This window comes from Synechococcus sp. CS-205, from assembly GCF_025128255.1.
Taxonomy (GTDB): Bacteria; Cyanobacteriota; Cyanobacteriia; order PCC-6307; family Cyanobiaceae; genus Regnicoccus_A.
Genome location: NZ_JAHLZB010000043.1, coordinates 1 through 21,626, shown reverse-complemented (window position 1 = coordinate 21,626; position 21,626 = coordinate 1). Strand labels below are relative to the sequence as shown.

General features: G+C 67.6%; 24 protein-coding genes. 15 read left to right on the top strand and 9 right to left on the bottom strand.

Going from position 1 to position 21,626, the window contains the following annotated elements; translation table 11 throughout:
- Window positions 1–95: 95 nt before the first annotated feature.
- The 13 genes from KQ297_RS10800 (at window position 96) to KQ297_RS10740 (ending at window position 9,879) form a co-directional block, all read left to right on the top strand.
- The gene (locus tag KQ297_RS10800) at window positions 96–1,319 is read left to right on the top strand and encodes a trans-aconitate 2-methyltransferase (protein WP_259739427.1); all 1,224 of its coding nucleotides are present in this window, start codon (window positions 96–98) and stop codon (window positions 1,317–1,319) included.
- Window positions 1,320–1,366: 47 nt separating this feature from the next.
- On the top strand, window positions 1,367–1,897 hold the full coding sequence (locus KQ297_RS10795) for an ATP synthase subunit I (RefSeq protein WP_259739426.1): 531 nt from the start codon (window positions 1,367–1,369) through the stop codon (window positions 1,895–1,897).
- A gap of 63 nt (window positions 1,898–1,960) precedes the next feature.
- Entirely contained in the window at window positions 1,961–2,689 is a 729-nt protein-coding gene (gene atpB / locus KQ297_RS10790) for a F0F1 ATP synthase subunit A (protein WP_259739425.1), read from the top strand.
- Window positions 2,690–2,852: 163 nt separating this feature from the next.
- Window positions 2,853–3,101, top strand: a complete 249-nt coding sequence (gene atpE / locus KQ297_RS10785) for an ATP synthase F0 subunit C (protein ID WP_185465090.1) — start codon at window positions 2,853–2,855, stop codon at window positions 3,099–3,101.
- 131 nt (window positions 3,102–3,232) lie between these two features.
- Complete coding sequence (locus tag KQ297_RS10780) at window positions 3,233–3,703, top strand: F0F1 ATP synthase subunit B' (RefSeq protein ID WP_259739424.1); 471 nt, start codon at window positions 3,233–3,235, stop codon at window positions 3,701–3,703.
- Window positions 3,700–4,230, top strand: a complete 531-nt coding sequence (locus KQ297_RS10775) for a F0F1 ATP synthase subunit B (protein ID WP_259739423.1) — start codon at window positions 3,700–3,702, stop codon at window positions 4,228–4,230. The genes KQ297_RS10780 and KQ297_RS10775 overlap by 4 nt, the downstream gene beginning before the upstream one ends.
- Window positions 4,230–4,778, top strand: coding sequence for an ATP synthase F1 subunit delta (gene atpH, locus KQ297_RS10770; RefSeq protein WP_259739422.1), 549 nt, complete (start codon window positions 4,230–4,232; stop codon window positions 4,776–4,778). Before KQ297_RS10775 ends, atpH begins: the two co-directional genes overlap by 1 nt.
- Before the next feature lie 62 nt (window positions 4,779–4,840).
- Complete coding sequence (gene atpA / locus KQ297_RS10765; protein WP_185465086.1) at window positions 4,841–6,358, top strand: F0F1 ATP synthase subunit alpha; 1,518 nt, start codon at window positions 4,841–4,843, stop codon at window positions 6,356–6,358.
- A 12-nt stretch (window positions 6,359–6,370) separates the two neighbouring features.
- Window positions 6,371–7,324, top strand: coding sequence for a F0F1 ATP synthase subunit gamma (locus tag KQ297_RS10760; protein WP_259739421.1), 954 nt, complete (start codon window positions 6,371–6,373; stop codon window positions 7,322–7,324).
- A complete protein-coding gene (locus KQ297_RS10755; protein WP_259739420.1) occupies window positions 7,302–8,069 on the top strand; it encodes a 2OG-Fe(II) oxygenase family protein in 768 nt (255 codons plus the stop codon). The genes KQ297_RS10760 and KQ297_RS10755 overlap by 23 nt, the downstream gene beginning before the upstream one ends.
- 75 nt (window positions 8,070–8,144) lie before the next feature.
- A complete protein-coding gene (locus KQ297_RS10750) occupies window positions 8,145–8,468 on the top strand; it encodes a 2Fe-2S iron-sulfur cluster-binding protein (protein ID WP_259739419.1) in 324 nt (107 codons plus the stop codon).
- 11 nt (window positions 8,469–8,479) lie between these two features.
- Window positions 8,480–8,704: a hypothetical protein gene (locus tag KQ297_RS10745; RefSeq protein WP_259739418.1), complete on the top strand. Its 225-nt coding sequence runs from the start codon at window positions 8,480–8,482 to the stop codon at window positions 8,702–8,704.
- Window positions 8,701–9,879, top strand: a complete 1,179-nt coding sequence (locus tag KQ297_RS10740; protein WP_259739417.1) for a DUF3326 domain-containing protein — start codon at window positions 8,701–8,703, stop codon at window positions 9,877–9,879. Before KQ297_RS10745 ends, KQ297_RS10740 begins: the two co-directional genes overlap by 4 nt.
- On the opposite strand, the gene ald is transcribed toward KQ297_RS10740, so the two are convergent.
- The 5 genes from ald to KQ297_RS10715 form a co-directional block, all read right to left on the bottom strand.
- On the bottom strand, window positions 9,791–10,930 hold the full coding sequence (gene ald / locus KQ297_RS10735) for an alanine dehydrogenase (RefSeq protein WP_259739416.1): 1,140 nt from the start codon (window positions 10,928–10,930) through the stop codon (window positions 9,791–9,793). The two genes, KQ297_RS10740 and ald, sit on opposite strands and share 89 nt — an antisense overlap.
- Window positions 10,931–11,008: 78 nt before the next feature.
- A complete protein-coding gene (locus KQ297_RS10730; protein WP_259739415.1) occupies window positions 11,009–12,733 on the bottom strand; it encodes an NAD+ synthase in 1,725 nt (574 codons plus the stop codon).
- A complete protein-coding gene (locus tag KQ297_RS10725) occupies window positions 12,733–13,347 on the bottom strand; it encodes a nicotinate-nucleotide adenylyltransferase (RefSeq protein WP_259739414.1) in 615 nt (204 codons plus the stop codon). The genes KQ297_RS10730 and KQ297_RS10725 overlap by 1 nt, the downstream gene beginning before the upstream one ends.
- The gene (locus KQ297_RS10720; RefSeq protein ID WP_259739413.1) at window positions 13,344–14,672 is read right to left on the bottom strand and encodes a GTP-binding protein; all 1,329 of its coding nucleotides are present in this window, start codon (window positions 14,670–14,672) and stop codon (window positions 13,344–13,346) included. The genes KQ297_RS10725 and KQ297_RS10720 overlap by 4 nt, the downstream gene beginning before the upstream one ends.
- Window positions 14,669–15,682: a CNNM domain-containing protein gene (locus KQ297_RS10715; protein ID WP_259739412.1), complete on the bottom strand. Its 1,014-nt coding sequence runs from the start codon at window positions 15,680–15,682 to the stop codon at window positions 14,669–14,671. The genes KQ297_RS10720 and KQ297_RS10715 overlap by 4 nt, the downstream gene beginning before the upstream one ends.
- 84 nt (window positions 15,683–15,766) lie before the next feature.
- Between KQ297_RS10715 and KQ297_RS10710 the strand changes: the two genes are divergently transcribed.
- A complete protein-coding gene (locus tag KQ297_RS10710; RefSeq protein WP_259739411.1) occupies window positions 15,767–17,086 on the top strand; it encodes an aminopeptidase P N-terminal domain-containing protein in 1,320 nt (439 codons plus the stop codon).
- Here the strand turns inward: KQ297_RS10710 and KQ297_RS10705 are convergent.
- A complete protein-coding gene (locus KQ297_RS10705; RefSeq protein WP_259739410.1) occupies window positions 17,058–17,933 on the bottom strand; it encodes a TIGR01548 family HAD-type hydrolase in 876 nt (291 codons plus the stop codon). The genes KQ297_RS10710 and KQ297_RS10705 overlap by 29 nt on opposite strands.
- Here KQ297_RS10705 and KQ297_RS10700 point away from each other — a divergent pair.
- On the top strand, window positions 17,917–18,411 hold the full coding sequence (locus KQ297_RS10700; protein ID WP_259739409.1) for a 30S ribosomal protein PSRP-3: 495 nt from the start codon (window positions 17,917–17,919) through the stop codon (window positions 18,409–18,411). The genes KQ297_RS10705 and KQ297_RS10700 overlap by 17 nt on opposite strands.
- Before the next feature lie 30 nt (window positions 18,412–18,441).
- Here KQ297_RS10700 and KQ297_RS10695 read toward each other — a convergent pair whose 3' ends face one another.
- Genes KQ297_RS10695 through KQ297_RS10685 form a run of 3 tightly spaced genes read right to left on the bottom strand, consistent with a single transcriptional unit; the run spans window position 18,442 to window position 21,481 of the window.
- On the bottom strand, window positions 18,442–19,398 hold the full coding sequence (locus KQ297_RS10695) for a hypothetical protein (protein ID WP_259739408.1): 957 nt from the start codon (window positions 19,396–19,398) through the stop codon (window positions 18,442–18,444).
- Window positions 19,395–20,774 (bottom strand): protein phosphatase 2C domain-containing protein, encoded by a 1,380-nt coding sequence (locus KQ297_RS10690; protein ID WP_259739407.1) that lies wholly within the window; start codon window positions 20,772–20,774, stop codon window positions 19,395–19,397. The genes KQ297_RS10695 and KQ297_RS10690 overlap by 4 nt, the downstream gene beginning before the upstream one ends.
- Entirely contained in the window at window positions 20,771–21,481 is a 711-nt protein-coding gene (locus tag KQ297_RS10685; protein ID WP_259739406.1) for a VWA domain-containing protein, read from the bottom strand. Before KQ297_RS10685 ends, KQ297_RS10690 begins: the two co-directional genes overlap by 4 nt.
- Window positions 21,482–21,626: the final 145 nt, after the last annotated feature.

The following is a 21,626-nucleotide window of genomic DNA, read 5'->3' as shown; positions in this document are numbered from 1 at the left end:
TTCGCATGAACAAATGTTTGCAGCGGACCGTCGCCTGCCGCCATCCCGGGGACCGGCCCATGAAAAGCTCCCCCTTGGATCGCACCCATTCGCCGATGAGCCCAGGCCCCGCCGATGCCGCCACGCCGGCGGTGAGCGCCTTCTACGACCGCTTCCCCTACCCCGGGGATCCGCTGCAGGACGGCCCACCACCGGGTTACAACTGGCGATGGTGTTACCCCTGCGTCAGCAGCGCCTGCACAGGCCGCCTGCCTGAGCCCGGACCGCCGCCACGCCTGCTCGATGCGGGCTGCGGCACAGGGGTGAGCACCGATTACCTCGCTCACCTCAACCCCGGAGCGGAGATCCTGGCGGTCGACATCAGCCCCGGTGCCCTGGAGCTGGCCCGCGAGCGGTTGCGCCGCTCCGGCGGCGCCCGGCACTGCTCCTCGCTGCGCCTGGAGAACAGGAGTCTGCTGGAGCTCGATGGGGAAGGTCCCTTCGATCTGATCAATTCGGTGGGGGTGCTGCACCACCTGCGTCAGCCCGAGGCCGGACTGCGGTCGCTGGCCACGCTGCTCAGGCCCGGTGGGCTCCTTCATCTTTTTCTGTATGCCGATGGCGGTCGCTGGGAGATCCACCGGGTGCAGCGCGCCCTCACAGCCCTGGAGGTGGTGGGGGATGGCGAGGGGCTGCGGCTGGGACGTGCACTCTTCGAGCAACTGCCCGAGACCAACCGCCTGCGGCGCCACCACGAGCAGCGCTGGGCCCTCGACACCGTGGCGGATGCCAATTTCGCCGACATGTACCTCCATCCCCAGGAGACCAGCTACGACCTGGAGAGCCTGTTCCGTTTCGTGGCCAGTGCCGGTCTCCAGTTCGCCGGCTTCTCCAATCCCGAGGTCTGGGATCCGGCCCGCCTGTTGCAGGGAGAGCTGCTTGAGCGAGCCAGGGCCCTTCCCGATCGCGAGCGCTGGGCCCTGGTGGAAAGCCTCGACCCCGACATCAGCCACTTCGAGTTCTTTCTCAGCCGTGGCCCCCTTGTCTTCAGCGACTGGGAGCAGGAGGAGTCGTTGCTGGAGGCCAGCGGCCGCCGCAACCCCTGCCTGTGGGGGTGGCCGGGGGCCACAGTGCTGGACCCCGACCTGCGGCCGATCGAGCTCGACGATCAGGAGCTGGCGCTGCTGAAGGCCCTGGAGGCGGCGCCCGAGTCAACCCCGATCCGTCTGCTGCCCCTGGGCTGGTCCCTCACCCAGCTGGCCACGGTGGCGCGGACTCTCTGGCGCCGTCGCCTGTTGTTGCTGGCTCCTGCCGGGACGTCCGCTGGGGCTGGGATGTAACAGGTTTGTGATAGATTCCGCGCGCCTTTTCCAATGTGCTGACGCGCTTGCAGGCCACCCCCGCATCCGGCACCCCAGCCGGCCCTGATTCCCCTGAGGTGTCCCCTCAGGAGGCTTCTGATCTGCGGGCATCCCTGCTGCGTGGCCTGGCCGGAAGAGAACTGGTGGTTCCTGCTCTGGTGCCACCGGCCCCAACCGCCGAGTCCGCCTCCGTGGTGGACGAGGACGTGCCGGACAACGGCATGGACGATTACATCCGCCTTCAACGGCGTCTGTTGCTGTCCACGCTGCTCGTCTCGGTAGTGGCTGTTCCCGTGACGGCTTTTCTGTTCGATCGGACCACAGCCCTGAGCCTTTCGGCTGGAGCGGTGTCAGGCATGCTCTATCTGCGTCTTCTTGCACGCGGAGTTGAGCGTATCGGTCCCGACTCCAAGCAGGTGGGCAAGGGTCAGCTGCTCGTTCCGGTGGTGCTCGTGCTGGGCTGCTCGCGCATCCCCCAGCTGGAGATCCTTCCCGCTCTGATCGGATTCCTGCTGTACAAGCCGGCTCTCCTGCTTCAGGCATTCGTCCGCCCCTGATCAAGGATCCCCAGTCCTCTGATCAATCCATCCGTCGCTTCAGCGGCACCTCTGTACCCCTCGATGGTTCCGTTGCCTTTTTTTCTTCCTTTCGCCGAACTCGAGGTGGGTCAGCACCTCTACTGGCAGGTCGGTGGTTATCAGATTCATGGCCAGGTCTTCCTGAGTTCCTGGCTTGTCATCGGTGCGCTGCTCGCCCTTGTGGTGGCCGGCACCCGCAAGCTCGAGCGGGATCCTCGGGGTGTTCAGAACCTTTTGGAGTTCATCTGGGGGTATCTGCGTGACCTGTCCCGTGAGCAGATCGGTGAGAAGGCCTACCGCGACTGGCTCCCCTTCATCGGTACCCTCTTCCTGTTCATTTTTTTGAGCAACTGGGGTGGTGCTCTGGTGCCATGGAAGCTGATCCATCTCCCCAGCGGGGAGCTCGGAGCACCCACCGCCGACATCAACACCACCATCGCCCTGGCGCTGCTGGTGTCGCTTGCTTATTTCTATGCAGGACTGAGCCGTAAGGGCTTCCGGTACTTCGAGTACTACGTGGAACCCACGCCGATCATGCTTCCTTTCAAGATTGTCGAGGATTTCACCAAACCTCTCTCGCTCTCCTTCCGTCTGTTCGGCAACATCCTTGCCGATGAACTGGTGGTGGCGGTGCTGGCTTTCCTGGTGCCACTGATCGTGCCCTTGCCGGCCATGTTCCTGGGCCTGTTCACCAGTGCCATCCAGGCACTGATCTTCGCCACTCTTGCCGCTTATTACATCGGTGAAGCGGTGCACGAAGAGCATCACTGACTAACCCTGGGCTGATGGGTCCCTTCCGGGCCGGTCAGCCGTTCTGCTAAATCTCCTGCGCGCAGGTCCGGTCTCAATCCGGGCCCGTCTCCCAAGCGGAGATGTCCCAGCCGCCAGGTTCATCCCGCGCTCTTCCGGCGCCCCACATCCCCAACGTTCCACCATGGATTCCATCACTTCTGCAGCGTCTGTTGTGGCTGCCGGTCTGGCCGTCGGCCTCGGCGCCATCGGCCCCGGCATCGGCCAGGGCAGTGCTGCCCAGGGAGCCGTCGAGGGCATCGCCCGCCAGCCCGAAGCCGAAGGCAAGATCCGCGGCACTCTGCTGCTGTCCCTGGCGTTCATGGAAGCGCTCACCATCTACGGCCTGGTCGTGGCACTGGTGCTGCTGTTCGCGAATCCCTTCGCCGGCTGATCGTCCTCCCGGCAGGACCGGGGCACCGAGGTTGAGCCCACGGTCCCCGATCCCTCGGCCTTCCGCTCCATTTCGTCCCCTCCGGCCTCAGGCCGGTGCGGACCACCCGATCCCTCCAGCGTCCCCGCCCCATGACCAGCTGGCTACTGCTTGCCGCAGCAGGTGCTCCCGAGGGAGGTCTGTTCGACCTCGACGCCACCCTGCCGCTGATGGCGGTCCAGGTGGTCATCCTCACTTTCATTCTCAACGCTCTCTTTTTCCGCCCTGTCGGCAAGACCGTCGAGGAGCGTGAGAGCTACATCTCCACCAGCCGGGCCGAAGCCAAGCAGCAGCTGGCCCAGACCGAGCGACTGGAAGCCGATCTGCGCCATCAGTTGCGCGAAGCCCGTCAGCAGGCCCAGTCCCTGATCGTCGACGCGGAACAGGAGATGGATCGCCTTTACCGCAGCGCCCTGGCCGAGGCCCAGGCTGAAGCCAACGCCAGCCGTGAGTCCGCACGGCGGGAGATCGACAGCCAGCGCCAGCAGGCTGAAGACACCCTCAATGGCGAAGCTGACCGGCTCGGCGATCTGATCGTCACCCGTTTGCTTGCTGTCCAATGAGTTGCTTCCTCACGATCCCGGCCTTGCTGGCCAGCGAGGGAGGTCTCGGCCTCAACCTCGATCTCTTCGAAACCAACATCATCAACCTGGCGATCGTGATCGCCGCGTTGGTCTGGTTTCTGCCCAAGGTGCTCGGTGGAATCCTTGAGTCACGGCGGGCGGCGATCCTCTCTGATCTTCAGGATGCCGAGCAACGCCTCCAGGACACCACTGCTGCACTGGCCTCGGCCAGGAAAGACCTGGCCGAGGCTCAGAAGAAGGCCGAGCTGATCCGCAGCGATGCCAAGGCCCGTGCCGATGCCCTTCGGCTGGAGAGCGAGCGCCGCACCGTCGAGGAGATGGCCCGCCTCAAGCATGGAGCCGTCGCTGACCTTCAGTCCGAGGCTCGCCGCGTCAGTGAACAGCTGCGCCTCGAGGCTGCCCGCCGGGCCGTTGACAAGGCCCTGGCCTCCCTTCCCGGCAAGCTCGATGCCGAAGCTCAGGCTCGGTTCATCGATCAATCCATCAACAGCCTCGGGCAAGCCTGATGCCTCTTCTCAACTCCATCTCCACGCCCTACGCCGAAGCCCTGCTTCAGGTGGCCGACCAGCGCCAGGAAACTGATCAGCTGGCCAAGGAGGCGAAGGATCTGCTCGAGATCTGGCATGCCTCCCCGGAGCTGCGTGCCGCTTTCTCCTCTCCGGTTCTCGAGCCTGAGGCCAAGAAGAAAATTCTGGTCATCCTCTTCGAGAAAGACGTCACCCCGACGTTGCTGAACCTGCTCAAGCTTCTGGCTGACCGCCAACGCATCAGCATCTTCGATGCAGTGCTGGATCGTTTCCTGGGGCTCTACCGGGAGCAGCGGGGCATCGCCCTCGCCCGGATCACTTCCGCATCACCGCTGAGTGAGCAGCAGCAGCAGGCCCTTCACACCAAGGTTCTGGCCGTGGCCGGCACCGACAAGGTGGAATTCGATCTGCACATCGATCCAGCTCTGATCGGTGGTTTCGTTGTCAGCGTGGGCTCCCAGGTGATCGACGCCAGCCTGGCCGGCCAGGTGCGCCGCCTCGGTCTCGCTCTGGCCAAGGCGGGCTAGCCCTACCCCCTCCGCCTTCCCCTTCTTCCTTCCATCGCCTCCCCATCCGGGGATCTCCACCCATGGTTTCCATCCGCCCCGACGAGATCAGCGCCATCCTCAAGCAGCAGATCGAGGACTATGACAAGTCCGTCTCGGTCAGCAACGTTGGAACCGTGTTGTCGGTGGGTGACGGCATCGCTCGCATCTATGGCCTGCAGCAGGTCATGTCCGGTGAACTGGTGCAGTTCGACGACGGCAGTGAAGGCATCGCCCTCAACCTCGAGGACGACAACGTCGGCGCCGTGCTTCTCACCGATGGCATTGGGATTCAGGAAGGCAGCACCGTCAAGGCCACCACTCGCATCGCCGAGGTGCCGGTGGGCGAGGCCATGCTGGGTCGCGTCATCAACCCCCTGGGGGTGGCGATTGACGGCAAAGGCGATATCGCCACCACCTCGACCCGCCTGATCGAGTCGATGGCCCCCGGCATCATTCAACGCAAGTCGGTGCATGAGCCGATGCAGACCGGCATCACCGCCATCGACGCCATGATCCCGATCGGTCGTGGTCAGCGCGAGCTGATCATCGGCGACCGTCAGACCGGCAAGACCGCCATCGCCATCGACACCATCCTCAACCAGAAGGGTGAGGATGTGGTCTGTGTCTATGTGGCCATCGGCCAGAAGTCGGCCTCGGTGGCCAACGTGGTTGAAGTGCTGCGCGAGCGCGGAGCCCTGGATTACACCGTGGTGGTGGCCGCCAGTGCCTCCGAGCCCGCTGCTCTGCAATATCTGGCTCCTTACACCGGTGCGGCCATTGCCGAATCCTTCATGTACGAGGGCAAGGCTACTCTCGTGGTCTACGACGACCTCACCAAGCAGGCCCAGGCCTACCGGCAGATGTCCCTGCTGCTGCGCCGTCCGCCCGGGCGGGAGGCCTATCCCGGCGACGTCTTCTACTGCCACAGCCGTTTGCTGGAGCGGGCCGCCAAGCTCTCCGATGCCATGGGCAAGGGCAGCATGACCGCCCTGCCGATCATCGAAACCCAGGCCGGCGACGTTTCGGCCTACATCCCCACCAACGTGATCTCGATCACGGATGGCCAGGTGTTCCTCAGCTCCGACCTGTTCAACTCCGGTCTGCGCCCTGCCATCAACGTGGGCATCTCCGTGAGCCGGGTGGGAGGTGCCGCCCAGACCAAGGCGATCAAGAAGATTGCCGGCACCCTCAAATTGGAGCTGGCCCAGTTCGATGAACTGGCCGCCTTCTCCCAGTTCGCCTCTGACCTCGATGCCGCCACCCAGGCCCAGCTGGGCCGGGGCAAGCGTCTGCGTGAACTGCTCAAGCAGCCCCAGTTCAGCCCGCTGCTCCTGGCTGAGCAGGTGGCCGTGGTGTACGCCGGTGTCAAGGGACTGATCGACGAGGTGCCCGTGGATCAGGTGGCTCAGTTCTGCCGTGAGTTGCGCGACTACCTCAAGAGCAACAAGCCCGATTACATCGCCAAGGTTCAGAGCGAGAAGGTGCTCAGCGAGGAGGCCGAGTCGATGCTCAAGGACGCCATCAACGAAGTCAAGTCCACCCTTCTGGCCGCCGCCTGAGGTCCCTCCACCATGGCCAATCTCAAGGAAATCCGCGACCGGATCAGTTCGGTCAAGAACACGCGCAAGATCACCGAGGCCATGCGCCTGGTGGCAGCCGCCAAGGTGCGGCGTGCCCAGGAGCAGGTGCTCCGATCCAGACCTTTCGCCGACCGTCTGGCCCGGGTGCTCGAGAATCTTCAGTCGCGCATGCGCTTCGAAGATGTGGTCAACACCCCCCTGCTGGAGCAGGAACGTCCGCTTCGCCACATCACCCTGCTGGCCGTCAGTGCCGATCGGGGTCTGTGTGGTGGCTACAACGCCAACATCATCAAGCGCACCGAGCAGCGGTTCGCTGAATTGAAGGACAAGGGTTACGAGGTTTCCCTGGTGCTCATCGGCCGCAAGGCCATCGCCTACTTCCAGAACCGTTCGTATCCGATCACGGCCACCTTCACCGGTCTCGACCAGGTGCCCAATGCCGAGGAGGCCCGTGACATCGCCGATCAGGTGCTCGCCGAGTTCCTCTCCGGCTCCACGGATCGTGTGGAGATGGTGTACACCAAGTTCATCAACCTGGTGAGCAGCGCCCCTGTCTCCCAGACCCTGCTGCCCCTCGATCCCCAGGGCGTCGCCAGTCCCGACGACGAGATCTTCCGCCTGACCACCCGTGAGGGTCGCCTGGCCGTGGAGCGCGGCACCGCTCCGAACCAGGAGCCCGCGCTTCAGTCGGACTTTGTCTTCGAGCAGAGCCCGGATCAGCTGCTCAACGCCCTGCTGCCGCTCTACCTGGAGAACCAGCTGCTGCGTTCCCTGCAGGAGTCGGCGGCCAGTGAGCTGGCCAGCCGAATGACGGCCATGAACAACGCCAGCGACAACGCCAAGGCCCTGGCCAAGAGCCTGACCCTTGACTACAACAAGGCCCGTCAGGCGGCCATCACCCAGGAAATCCTCGAAGTGGTGGGTGGTGCCACAGCCATGGCCTGAGCCGGATCGCGAGATCCACAGCCTGTTCCCCCTGGCGATCGCCCAGGTGCAACTGCGTCCGGATCCGATCGACTCAGCCCTGATGCTTCAACAGGTGCTGGCCCTGCGGGGCGGGCATCACTCCAACCCGGATCCAGACTGCGCCTGGACCGGGGACCTTCATGGTGTCTGGCAGGTCCATCAGCGGCCTGAGTTCGCCTGGTTGCTGGCGCAGGTGAGCCTTGAGGCGCAGCGCTATCTTCTCGCTCTCGGGTTCGACCTGGAGCGGGTCAGGCTGCACCTGCAGCGCTGCTGGCCAGTGGTGGCCGAGCCGGGCCAGGGGGTCGGCCGTCACCACCATCCCAACGCCCACCTCAGTGCCGTCTACTACCTCAATGGCGATGGCAGCGGCCGCAGCGGCTGCCTGCGGCTGTTCGATCGACGCCGAAGCAATGAGCTGGTCCCGGGGCTTGCTGTAGGCCATGACGTGCCGATCACCGTGGGTCATCCCCTCAATTCCGGCTGGTACGACCTGGCCCCGCGGGCGGGCCTGCTGGTGCTTTTCCCTGCCAGCGTCGACCATGCCGTGTTCGCCAGTGAAGACAACGATGATCTGCGCCTCTCGATCAGTTTCGATCTTGTCTTGACGGCGCCGGCTAGTGGGCCCGACCGGCCCCAGCCGCCCGAATACCTTGCGCCCCATCCCAGCCAGTGGCTGGAGCTTCTCCCCGACGGGGCCCCACGGTCCGGGAAGATAGTGCAGTGAACCGCTGGATCGGCGGTCACCCCCACGCAACCGACCCGCACCGCGACAGCTTTTCTGCCGCGATTCCACCACGCCATGAGTGACTGCTTCACCGTGACCGCCGAGCTCGACGGCGTGACTCACACCTTCCCCTGCCAGCCTGATCAGACCGTGCTGGCCGCCGCGGAGGCGGCGGGTGTTCCCTTGCCCAGCTCCTGCTGCTCAGGGGTCTGCACCACCTGTGCGGCCCGACTCCGTCAGGGTGAGGTGCATCAACCCGATGCGATGGGAGTCAAGGCCGACCTCCAGGCCGAGGGCTTCGCCCTGCTCTGTGTGTCCTATCCCCGCAGCGATCTGATCCTGGTGGCGGGCCAGGAGGATGCGCTCTACGAGGCCCAGTTCGGCCAGTACCAGCGCTGAACCCTCTTCCAGTGCCAGACCCTGAGATCCCGACGAGCCCCGATTCCAGCTCATGGCCCCGGCTTGAGCCGGTCGATTTCTGGTTGCTGGCGGCGCCCGGTCCCTTGCTGCCCCAGCTCCGCGCGGCTCTGGCTGAGCGGGGGGAACCCCTGCGCTGGGCCATCACCACCGTGCTACCCGCCGAAGATGGATCGCGGCGGCTGCGGATCGAAGCGGTGCTGCTCCAGTTCCCTTGAGCCGGCCTCTGCCCACCCTGCTGGTGATCCCCACCGGGATCGGCTGCGCCATCGGGGGCTATGCCGGCGATGGCCTGCCCGCCGCCAGGCTGCTGGCAGCGGCCTCAGGCTGCCTGATCACCCATCCCAATGCCCTCAACGCGGCGGCCCTCTACTGGAGTGACCCGCGGATTCATTACGTGGAGGGTTGGGGACTGAATCGATTCGCAGCGGGTGATCTGGCCTTGGCCCCGGTGGCGGCGCAGCGGGTGGGACTGCTGCTGGATGCGGGCATCGAGCAGGACCTGAGGCTGCGCCACCTGCAGGCCGCTGAGGCCTGCCGCGCCAGTCTGGGCCTGTCGATCGGCCCTGTTCTCAGCACCGACGTTCCCCTGGATGTGACCCTTTCGCTGGCGGCCAGCGGGGCGAGCAGTGGTGGACTCGGCCGACCGGATGCCCTGATCAGAGCCGGGGAACGTCTGAAGCAGGCCGGTGCCACCGCCATCGCCGTGGTGGCTCGCTTCCCGGATGATTCCGGCAGTGCTGCGCTGGCCTCCTACCGCCAGGGCAGCGGCGTGGATGCCCTGGCCGGTGCCGAAGCGGTGATCAGTCATCTGCTCAGTCACCAGCTGGGGCTCCCCTGCGCCCATGCTCCGGCCATGGCCTCCCTGCCCCTGGATCCGCGGCTGGATCCCCTGGCTGCGGCCGAAGAACTGGGCCACACCTTTCTGCCCTGCGTTCTGGTGGGCCTGAGTCGGGCCCCCGACCTGATTCCCCTGGGGCCGCTTGCAAGCCAGCTGTTCCCCGTCGGGCCGCAGCCCCTGCTGGACCACCTTGGTGAGTCGCTGATCCACCCCAGCCGGATCGGTGCGGTGGTGGCCCCTGCCGGCGCCCTCGGCGGTGAGGCCGTTCTGGTCTGCGCGGAGCGAAGCATCCCGCTGATCGCCGTCGAGGGCAATCAGTCGGTGCTGAAGGTGAGCGCCGAGGACCTTGGCCTGCGCGCGATCGCCGCAGCCAGCTATGCCGAGGCCGCCGGCATGGTGCTGGCCCTGCGCGAAGGCCTGCAGCCCGATGCTCTGCGGCGGCCCCTACCGCCTCTGGAGCAGCTCAGCGCAGACAGGCCATCGGATGGCGGGTCGGCATCCCCAGGGCCTTGGCCACTCCGGGATGGCACACGGCCCCATCCACCGTGTTGAGGCCGGAGAGCAGCTCTGGCCGCTCGGTGACCGCCTCCACCAGTCCTCGCCCGGCGATGCCCATGATGTAGGGCAAGGTGACGCTCACCAGGGCCTCGGTGGAGGTGAAGGGCACGGCCCCGGGCATGTTGCCCACGGCGTAGTGCTGCACGCCATGGATGGTCACCACAGGCTCGGTGTGGGTGGTCTCGCGGCTCGTGGCGATGCAGCCCCCCTGGTCGATGGCCACGTCGACGATCACCGAACCCGGTTTCATCCGCTTCACCACTTCCTCATTCACCAGGGTCGGGGCCCGGCTGCCCGGAGTGAGCACGGCCCCCACCACCAGGTCGGCACTGGGCGCCAGCCGCTCGATCAGGCTGTTGTTGCTCACCAGGCTGACCATCCGACCGATCCGCTGGGGCTCGAGCATGCGCAGGCGCTGGGGCGTGTGGTCCAGCAGGAACACCTCCGCATCCATGGCCGCGGCCACCCTGGCGGCATGCCAGCCCACGGTGCCGGCCCCGAGCACGATCACCCGTGCCGGCCGCACTCCAGCGCAGCCGCCCATCAGCACCCCCCGGCCGCCGTGGGGCTTCTCGAGCAGGTGGGCGCCCACCTGGGCGGCCAGCCGTCCGGCGATCTCGCTCATCGGCGCCAGCAGCGGCAGGTTGCCGTTGTCGAGCTGAACGGTTTCGTAGGCCACACCGGTGGTCCCCGCGTCCAGCAGGGCCTGGCCCACCTCGGGATAGGCGGCCAGGTGGAGGTACGTGAACAGCACCTGATCGCTGCGCAGGAAGGGGAACTCCTCCGGCTGAGGTTCCTTCACCTTCACCACCAGGTGGGCGCCCCAGGCCTCCTCGCGGTCGACCAGGCGCGCTCCAGCCTCGGCGTAGCTTTCGTCCTCCATGCCCGCACCGTGGCCCGCTCCGGCCTCGACGCGCACCTCAAGGCCCTGGGAGACCAGCTCCCTCACCCCGTCGGGGCTGAGGGCCACCCGCTGTTCGTCCCGTTTGATCTCCCTGGGAACACCGATGCTCGCGATCGGTGCCGCCGGGCCCATGCTGGCCATGCCATTGAGAAGCTCCTTCCAGGTTGGCGGGCTGGCCGCCCGATCGCCAGCTTTCCAGGCGGATTCAGCAGTGATCCCTCACGCGATCGGTCCCGCGGCGATCGGCATCCGCCAGCCTCCGCCGAAGGCGCGGCCGCTCACCTTCAGCAGTGGCGCCGCCTGGCGGCGCTTGAATTCCGCTGTGCGCAGCAGTCGATACACCCGGCGTGCCAGCTCCCGGTCCACCTGCCCCAGGGTGAACAGCTCCTCCGGCGAGCGCAGCTCCTCGATGTAGGCCTTGAGCAGGGGATCCAGCTGGTCGTAGTCCGGCAGGGAATCGGTGTCGCGCTGGTCGGGCCGCAGTTCGGCGCTCGGGGGCTTGGAGCGGATGGCGTCACCGATCAATTGGCCGCTGGCGGGGAGGCCACAGGCCTTACGGCAGCAGGCGGCTTCGTCGCTGTCGAGCCACCGGCAGAGGCGGAACACCGTGGTCTTGTAGAGATCGCCGATCACCGAGAGTCCGCCGTTCATGTCGCCGTAGAGGGTGCAGTACCCCACGGCCAGTTCCGACTTGTTGCCGGTGGAAAGCAGCAGCCGGCCCTGCTGGTTGGCCACGGCCATCAGCAGGGTGCCGCGGATGCGCGACTGAAGATTCTCGGCGGTCAGCCCCTGGGGCACCCCCTGCAGAACGGCTTCCAGGCCCTCGTCAAAAGCTGCCATCAGGGGCTCGATCGCCAGGGTCTGGTGGGGGATTCCCAGCCGGTCGGCGAGGTTGCTCGCATCAAGGCGCGATCCGGCGGAGCTGTAGGGGGAAGGCATCAGCAGGGCCAGGACCTGCTCAGGCCCGAAAGCCGCCGCGGCGATGACGGCCACCAGGGCTGAATCGATCCCACCGCTGAGGCCGAGCACCACCCGCTCGAAGCCGCACTTGCGGGCGTAATCGCGCACCCCAAGCACCAGCACCCGGAACAGTTGGTCGAGGGGCGCCGGCAGCGGGGCCGGTGCCGGGGAGGCTGGGGGCCACGGAGCCGGCGCTGTCTGTCGGGGTATGGCCTCCCAGAGGTCGAGAGCCACTGTGGCGCAGGGCAGCTGCTGCAACACCCGGGCCTCGGGATCGATCACGAAGCTGCAACCGTCGAAGACCAGCTCGTCGTTGCCTCCCACCTGGTTCACGTAGACCACAGGACAGCCCAGCCGGGCCGCCGCCGCCGCCGCCAGCCGTTGGCGCAGTTCCGGTTTGCCCTGGGAGAAGGGGGAGGCTGAGAGGTTCAGCAGCAGGTCAGGGCGCTGGGGCCCGAGTTCCGCGATCGGGTCGGCACCGGCCAGTCGGCGGCCTTGGACCCGTTCCTCCACCCAGAGGTCTTCGCAGATGGTCAGACCCAGGCGCCAGACCCGCTCAGCCCCTGGCCACTCCAGCAGGCAGGCCTGATTTCCGGGCTGGAAGTAGCGCCGTTCATCGAAGACGTCGTAGCTCGGCAACAGCCTTTTGTGGGCCACCACCCGCCAGACACCCTGATGAACAAGGGCCGCGGCGTTGTACAGGGCCGGCAGCTCGCCTCCTGCGATCGGATTCACCAGGCCCACCAGCAGCCCCAGCCCCGGCGGCAGGTCGGCGGCGAGGGCATCCAGCACCCGGGTTTGCTCCTGAAGCAAGGCGGGGCGCAGCAGCAGATCCCTTGGGGGGTAGCCCCAGAGCGAGAGCTCGGGGGTCACCACCAGATCGGCTCCCGCTGCTGCGGCCCGTTGGCTGTGCTTCAACAGCTGGGCGGCGTTGCCGCCCAGATCCCCCACGAGAGGATTGATCTGAGCCAGGGCAAGACGCATCAGCGCAGGGGAGGGCGGCTGGCCAGGCAGGAGCGCAGACCATAGAGATTCTGCTCCAGGAGCACAGGCCAGAGTTCAGGCGGCACAAGCTGAGGGTCGGGGTGGCGGCGGATGGTGGAGCTGGCCGCGGCGGGGATCTGCAGCGGGAGCACCTCCACCTGGCCGCCACGACGATTGAGCTGATCGATCTGCAGGGAGTCGAGCGGCCAGCCCAGCCGCGGGACCACGGCCAGACGGCAGCGGTGCAGGATCTCATCGGCGGCATACCAGCGCTGGATCTGGGGCAGCAGGTCGCTGCCCACCACGAACACCAGTTCCGCATCCGGCCACTGCTGCCTCGCCCGCTCCAGGGTCTCCACCGCCCTGGGGCTGCTCAGGCTCTGGTCCAGCCGCAGACCGGGCTTCTCCAGGCCGTCCACCAGAGCTTCGAGCAGGGAGGCTCGCACCGCCAGCGGTGCCCCATGGGTCTTGAAGGGGTTGTCACTCGCCCAGGTCCTCACCTGGGGGTAGTGATCGGTGAGCTCCTCCAGCAGGGTGCGGTGGCCGAGGGTGGGCGGATCGGCGCTGGTGCCGAACAGGGCCACCGAGGCCGCTGGGCCGGCAGGTTCGCTCACGGCAGCAGGGTGGCGTTCACGGCCTGGCGGCCCTCCTGATGCCACTCCTCCAGCCACTGACGCGCCTGGGGGTCGTGGCGCACCAGGCGGCGCAGCAGGGCCCCCGGCCGGGCCTGGCCCCGCTGCGCCCCGCTCAGCAGGGCGGCGGCGGCCAGGCGCCCGGTCTGGCGGGTGGTCTGCACGGCCAGGGCCGCCTGGGCCAGGGCCACCGGAGCCGCAGGAGCCAGGGACAGCCCGGCGGTTGCCGGCGCTGCCAGCAGCAGCAGCTGCCGCACGGCCCCCAGCAGCAGTTGCAGGGCCAGCTGGGCACCTCCGAGCAGGGCACTGTGGCCGGAGAGGCGGCCCAGCAGCTCCCTGGCCTGGGGTCCGCTCAGCTGCAGACCGTAAAGCTCGCACAGCTGCACCACCAGGGCCGTGTCCAGGGCCAGGCCACCGGCCAGATCCAGCAGGATCAGGGGGTTGGCCGCCACACCGGTGGCCTTGAGGGCCGCGAACCGTCCGATCAGGGTCTGGGCCTGGCGACGGTGCTGCCTCAGGCGCCATTGCGAGAGGCGCTGGTTGAAGCGATCGCCGGCCGCCAGGGTGTTGAGGGCCAGCAGCAGCTCCCCATGGGCCTGGAGAAGGCTGGTGAGGCGTTCGCGCAGGGGCTCCACTGCCGGTGGCAGTGGCTCGCTGCGCACCCTGCCGTCCGCCCGCAGCACCCCGCCCCTGGGGGCCGCGGCAACCGCCACCAGCTCCAGGTGGCGCACAGCCGCCGGAAGACGGCGGCGGATGCTGGCCAGCAGGGCCTGCCGCTCCGCCGCGGGCCAGCCATCGATGCGGTTGACCACCAGCAGCAGGGGTTTGCCCGAGCTCAGCAGCTGCTGGACCGCGTCGGCCTCCACGCGGCTGAGGTCGCCATCGAGAACCACCAGCACCAGATCCGCCCCCAGGGCCACCCGGGCGGCCAGGCGATGGCGGGCCATGGCCGCCACTTCATCGATGCCGGGGGTGTCGACCAGCTGAACCTGCAGATGCCCGGCCAGGGCTCCGGGCCAGGCTTGCCGCTGCTGCTGCCGGGTGCAGCCATGGGCCAGGTCGGTGGCGAAGCGAGGTTCGCCGAGCAGGGCATTGAGCAGACTCGATTTGCCCACCCCCACGCGTCCGAGCACCGCCACATGCAATTCCCGGCGTTGCAGCCGCACGAGCTGGCGATCGAAAGCGGCCAGTTCCGGCCCCAGAGACGCGCGCTCACGGGCGCTCAGCTGCAACTGCCTTCTCCAGCGCTGCAGCAACGGTTCACAGCGCTCAAGGATCGGGGGAGGGTTGACGGCCGCTCGGCTCATCCCTGCGCCTCCGCGGGGGGCTGGGGTCGTCGCCACCAGCCGGCGAGCACCGCCAGCACGGCGTCGGCACCGATCACCCCCACGAATCCTCCGAATTCATCCACCACCACCCGCACCGAATGACTGCTGCGGCGGAAGGCCGTGAGCAGTCGATCGGCGCGGATCATCTCGGGCACGAATTCCACCGGTTCGGTGAGACTCAGGGCGCTGTCCTGACCGCGGCCCTCCACCAGGGCCACCAGCAGGCTCTCGCGGCTGGCCACCCCCAGCACCTCATCCACCTCCTCACCGAGCACCACCCACCAGCCTGCGGCATTGGTGAGCAGCAGATCGCGCACGCTCTCCAGGGGCGCATGGCCCGAGACCGTCGGTGCCGCGACCCTGGGCACCATCAGGTCGCGGGCCGTGAGGTCGTTGAGCTGAAACACCTTGGCGATCATCGCCGCCTCATCAGCCTCGATCTGGCCCTTCTGGGACCCGAGGCGAGCCAGCAGACGGATCTCCTCTTCATCGGTGGTGAGTTCGCTCTCGGCGGTGATCGCCGGCATCATCCGCTCCAGCAGCAGCACCAGGGGCAGCATCAGTCGCAGCAGCAGACTCACCGGGGGCGCGCTGGCCAGGGCCACAGGCAGGGCCAGGCGGCTGCCCAGGGCCTTGGGCAGGATCTCCCCCAGCATGATCACCAGCACCGTGAGCCCAACCGAGAACAGGGGCAGGGCCACCCGGTCGACACCGATGCTGGAGAAGACCCAACCGGCGTAGCTGCCCAGCATCAGGCTGCCGAAGATGTTGAAGCCGTTGTTGATGATCACCAGCACGGCCAGGGCACGGCCCATGCGGTTCTTGAGGCCGAGCAGAGCTTTGGCCCCACGAACCCGCCTCGGCCTGCTGGCCACTTCATGGACCCGCAGGGGGTTGACCGTGAGCATGGCCGCCTCCACACCGGAGCAGGCCGCCGACCCGATCAGGATCACCACCACCAGGGCCGCCAGACCCAGGAGCTCATTCATCGGGCAGTCTGCGCGGCCGTTCGCGGCATGGGAACACGTTCATTCAATGGGGTATGCCATCTTCTCGCTAGAGGCTTCCATTCCATGGTGATCCCCCAGGCCGAGTTCCACCAGCGTCGTGTGCGTTTCCTGGAAGCTCTGGGGGGGGTGGCTGCGGTGATTCCGGCGGCTCCCCTTGTTCGGCACCACGCCGATGTGGAGTACCCCTTCCGCCAGCAGAGCGACTTCTGGTACCTCACGGGCTTCGATGAGCCGGGAGCCGTCGCCCTGTTCCTGCCCCATCAGAGCGACAACCCCTTCGTGTTGTTCGTGGAGCCTCGGGATCCATCCGCAGAGGTCTGGAACGGCTTCCGCTGGGGTTGCGAGGGGGCCGTTGAGGTGTTCGGGGCGGATCTGGCCCACCCCCGCGCCGAGCTGGCGTCCCGGCTCGGCGACTACCTCCATGACGCCGAAGGAATCGCCTTCCGGGTGGGCCGCGACACCGCCGTGGAATCCCTGGTGCTGCAGGCCTGGGCCCAGCAACTCGATCGCTCGCCGCGCACGGGCCGCGCGGCCCTGGGGCTGGTGGCCCCCTGCCCGATCCTGCAGGAGATGCGTCTGCGCAAGAGCCCGGGCGAGCTTGAGCGGCTGCGGGAGGCTGCGCGTATTTCCGCCGAAGCCCATGAACGGGCCAGGGAGGTGGCCCGCCCCGGGCTGAGCGAGCGCCAGATCCAGGCGGTGATCGAGCAGCATTTTCTGGAGCAGGGGGCCCGTGGGCCGGCCTACGGCTCGATCGTGGCCGGTGGCGACAATGCCTGTGTCCTCCACTACACCCGCAACGATGCTCCGCTGCTGGATGGGGATCTGTTGCTGATCGATGCCGGCTGCAGCGTGTCGGATTACTACAACGGTGACATCACCCGCACATTCCCGGTCAATGGCCGTTTCAGTGGCGAGCAGCGGGCCCTCTACGAGCTGGTGCTCGAGGCCCAGCTGGCAGCGATCGCCACGGTGGCACCCGGCGCCGACGCCGAGCAGGTTCACGGCGCGGCCCTGCGGGTCCTGGTGGAAGGGTTGCTCGACCTCGGGCTGCTCAGGGGGGCGGTGGAGGACCTGATCGAGCAGGGGGCCTACCGCCACCTCTACATGCACCGCACCGGCCACTGGCTGGGTCTCGATGTCCATGACGTGGGGGCCTACCGCCTCGGCGAGCACCCCCAGCCGCTGCAGCCGGGCATGGTCCTCACGGTGGAGCCGGGGCTCTATGTGAGCGATCGCCTGGCGGTGCCCGAAGGACAGCCGGAGATCGAGGAGCGCTGGAAGGGCATCGGCATCCGCATCGAAGACGATGTGGCTGTGACCGTGGAGGGCCATGAGGTGCTCACGGATGCCGCCCTCAAGGCTCCGGCGGCGATGGAGCGCTGAGGCGCTCGGCCCCCAGCCAGTCCAGCAGCAGCTCCGGCTCCAGGCTGGAGGTGCTGGAGAGGATCCGATCGGCCCCTGCCGCCCGCAGCCCCTGCTCGTAGTGCCGGCGGCTGCCGGACTGGCCCTGCCCCTGCAGGTGCGGTGGGGCCACCGCCAGGCTGAGCAGGGTGAGGTCCGGGCGCTGGTGCCGGGCCGCCATCACCGTGTCCACATCGGCCACGGTGTCGCCCAGATAGGCCACCGGCAGCACCTCCCCAGAGGCGGTGCTGCCGAGTTTCAGCGCCAGCTGGAGCAGCCCGGTGGGATCTGGCTTGTCGGGTGCTTCGCCCATGGCGATCAGGGGCGGATCCTCCAGCTGGAGGCGTTGCCTGAGCACATAACGGCAGGAGGGGGGTTCGGCGCCACTGACGAAGCCCCAGGCGATGCCGGCTTGCTCCAGAGCCTGGAAATAGTCGTGCTCCACCAGCAGGGGTTCCTCGCGGATGTAGCCGATCCAGCCGGCAGGGTCACCGTCTGGATCGCCCCCGAAGTACCGACTGCTGAACACCTCCACCACCGCCTCAAGGGTGGGGAGGGGCAGGCAGTCCCGCCGCCGCAGCAATTCCAGTGAGGCCTGCCAGTCGTTGTTCCAGCGCCCCTCGGCCTTGAGGGCATCGATCTGCCCCGGCTCCGGACGCCAGCCGCCGAAGTGGTGCACGGTTTCGGCGATGGCCCGTCGGTAACTGCCACTGACATCGCGGATCACGCCGTCAATGTCGAAGAGAAGAACGGCGCGCGGCTGCAGGGAGGCTGGTGCAGAGGCTGGTACGTTAGTTGTTTGCCTTTTTGCCTTGAGCGCCGAAACCATGACGGCCACTGAAAGCGCTGCTCCTGCAGGTACCCCCGCTGAGGCGGCCGCGGCGGTGAGCACCGCTGATGAGGCTCCCACCCAGGGGCGCCCGCCCCTGCGCGGAGCCAGTGCCGCCCTGGCGTCGGCCACGGTCGATGAGGATGGGGTTCCCTCCGGGCATACCCCCAAGGCCGATGAGGGTCGCTTCCTGCTCAAGATCCTCTGGTTGCCCGACAACGTCGCCCTGGCCGTGGATCAGATCGTGGGTGGCGGCCCCAGTCCCCTCACGGCCTATTTCTTCTGGCCCCGGGAAGATGCCTGGGAAACGCTCAAAGGAGAGCTGGAAGCCAAATCGTGGATCACCGACAACGAGCGGGTGGAAATCCTCAACAAGGCCACTGAGGTGATCAATTACTGGCAGGAAGAGGGCAAGGGCAAGTCCCTCGAAGAAGCCAAGGGCAAGTTCCCCGACGTCACCTTTTGCGGTACCGCCTGATCGCCTTACAGGCTCCTGGCCTTGGCTGATCTAGCGGGCCTTGATCACCCCTGCGAATTCGCTGGCGGTGATCAAGGCTGGCGTGCTGGCGGTGTCGACGGTGAAACTGCGGCTCTCGGTCTGGGAGGAGCCATCGGGATAAACGAACGTCACCAGGCCCTGCAGGCTGACGGTTGAGCCCTCCTGAGCGGTTTCGCGCAGATCCTCCACGCTCACCCGCTCGAACTGGTTGAAAAAGGCCGGATCGAACTGATCTCCTGCGGCGCCGGCGAAGAACTGCCGGGCCTGGTCATAGGCCCGGGTGTTCAGGGCGCCGTAGAGCCCCCGGATGCTGGCGATGGCCAGGTCGGTGTCGGCCGAAGACATTGGCGTGGTGGGGGGCTCAGGCGTGGGCAGGCTTGGTTCCTCGGGCGGCGTGGTTGGTCGGGCCACCGGCGGCGGCGGTGTGCTGGGTCTGGTCGCGGAAGGGTTCTCAAGGGAGCCCTGGGGGGAATAGCGCAACAGCACCACGGCCCCCACCAGGGCGACCGCCAGTCCGCCCGTGAGGAAGGCGAGGAAGCCCAGCAGGACGCTGTTGCCGCCTCGGCTGCTGGCCGGCGCCGGGACTGGTGTTGCGGCTGCAGGGGCAGGAGCAGGGGCCGCTGGCTTGGTTGCTGTTGGGGTTGAGGCGCCCTTGGCTGGCAGATCGAGCAGCCCTCCCACCACGCTCTCCATGCGCCGGCAGATGGCAGGGGTGAACACCTCCTCGACTTCCTGCATCAGCCGTTGCTGCAACCGCGCCTCGGAGAGGGGTGGGTTCTGGCTGGCGGCGCTGGCGAAGGCGGCCGACATCACCAGATGGCGCAGGGCCGGAAGCAGGTTGCTCTGTCCCTCGCCGCACAGGTCGCCCGCGACCGCCTGCAGGCGACGGCCCTCAGCGCCGCGACCACGCTGGAGGTCGCTGAGCACCTGCTGCCTGAGGGCGGCTCCGAGCTGGTGGTCGTTCATCGCGCGGGGAGGGCAGGGATGGTCTTGGGTTGCCACTGGAGCTGCAGGGCGGCCTCGAGGGGTGGGCAGAGGTTGAGGGCCCTTAGGGCTTCCCCCTGCACCAGTCCACCCGTGGCTGGGTCGAAGCTGCTGGCGATCAGGGCCCCGAGGGGGTCCTGGTTGGAGGCATCCAGCAACGACAGCGCCCGCAGGTGGCCCTCGCGCAGACCTGTGAACTGGCTGCGCCGGCTGCTGAGGGTACCGGCGATGGCGGCGCTGGGGCCCCGGCAAAGCTGGTTGATCTGGCGGCGCACGGCCGTGGCCACCGGCTGCGGGGCATGGCTCCGTGGCTTCACCCACAACCAGCGGGAGCCCAGCCCCGCGGCGACCACCAGCAGGGCCACAGCTGCCAGGGCTGGGCCGGGATGGCTCCGCAGGGCCTCCAGCCGCGCAGTGGCGCCGGAGTGAGCGGCTGCTCCGCGAGGTTGATCGTCGCCAGCCTTCCGGTGGAGGGCTGCGACCTGGGCTGGCACCGGCTGGGTTGACTCCAGTGTGCCGTGCAGGGCCATCGCCACCGACACATCGTCGCCGCTGCCCTCGCTGGTGATCTGCTCGAGGTTCGCGGCCAGCGCGTCGCTGGCTCCGGTGCCTGGGGTAGCGATCAGATGGGCGGCCAGCGCCAGAAAATCCGTGTCGGTGGCACAGGACTTGCGGATGCCATCGGTGCTCAGCAGCAGTCCGAAGGCTGCCCCCCGGTGCTCGATCGGCTTCAGTCCGCTGCGGAACATCCGGGGAGCCTGCTCCAGACAGAGGCTGCCGGTGGCCTCGCCACCTCCCTCCTGAGGAGCCTCCTCGCTCAGAAGCACGGCCTCCCCCCCGGGCCCCACCTGCACCAGGTCCCAGTCGCCCAGACCGGTGTAGCCCCACCACCCCGGCGCCATCACCACCAGCCCCAGGGTGGTGCCGTAGCTCAGTGGCACCTGGTCCTCGGACCCTTGGGCTTCAGCCGCGGCAGTCTGGGCGGGGGCCAGAGCCGCCTGCCGCTGCCAGTGGTCGAGCACCTCAGCCAGCCAGCGGCTGTGGATCCGTTGGGGGAGTTCGGCTTCCAGCCACCGGGCCCACTCGTTGGCCCGCGGTGCCTGGGCGCCCAGCAGCGCGCATTCGCGCAGATGCTCCTCCACGGCCAGCAGAGCCTGTTCGCAGGCCAGGGTGCTCCCCACATCGCTGTAGGGGTAGCGTTCTCCGCCATGGCCATCGGCCAATGCCATCACCTGCACCGGCTGGTGGTCACGGCTGTGGCACTGGGCTGAGGCCACCGCGTCCTGGCAGGGGCGGCCCTGGCGTTGGTGGGCGGCACCGATGTGCCTTGCCCGCAGTGGTGGCCTCCAGCCAGTCACCACACCAGGGGACCGACGTCGTCGATGGGGTCCATCAGGGTGGGGGGCAGATCCGGCAGGGGGATGTTGGCCTGGTGCTCCGAGCCCGCCATGCGGCTGATGGGCATCGAGGCGGCACCCACCACGGCTGTGGAGGCCCACTGGATGTACTGGGCCAGGGAGGTGGCGTTGCTGGCCTGAAGAGGGCGGCGAGGTGAGCGGCCTGAGCGGTGCAGGGGCGTCTGCCCGCTGGCACCGGGGATTTCTCCGGAGGGCAGGCCACCGCCGGGCTCGGTGCCGATGAACTGCTGCAGCACCTCGGTGTCGGCGTCGTGCCCCATGGCGATCGCCAGACGCACCGCCTTCTGGGCCCAGGGCTGGCGCATCAGGCTGGCCAGGCCCGCGTCGAAGTCGTCGGTGGGCTGGCCGTCGGAGATCAGCACCAGCACCGGTGGCAGGGCCCGCTCCTCCATCGGGGGCGATTGCAGCACCCCGGCCACCAGCTCCAGGGCCTCACCCATGGCTGTGATGCCTCCGGCCTGCAGGTCCAGCCACTGCAGCTGCTGCACGGCAGTGGGCTTCTCCAGGTGCCAGCAGGCCCGGTCGGCAAAGCTCACAGCCCTGACCAGAACCCGCGCTTCCGGGTTCTGGCGAGCCACCTCGGCCATCCCCGGGAGCGACTGACGAATCGCCTGGTTGAGTGCCTGGATCTTGCCCTGGGCCGCCATCGAGGGCCGCGTCCCTTTGCGTGGTGTAAAACCCGAGGCCCGAATGCCCTGATCAGAGGGTGAACAGGGTGGAATGACGGGCTGTCATTCCGGAGGTGCAGATGCACCTCGTTTTTTCACCTTGAATCAAGGGCGATTGACTTGT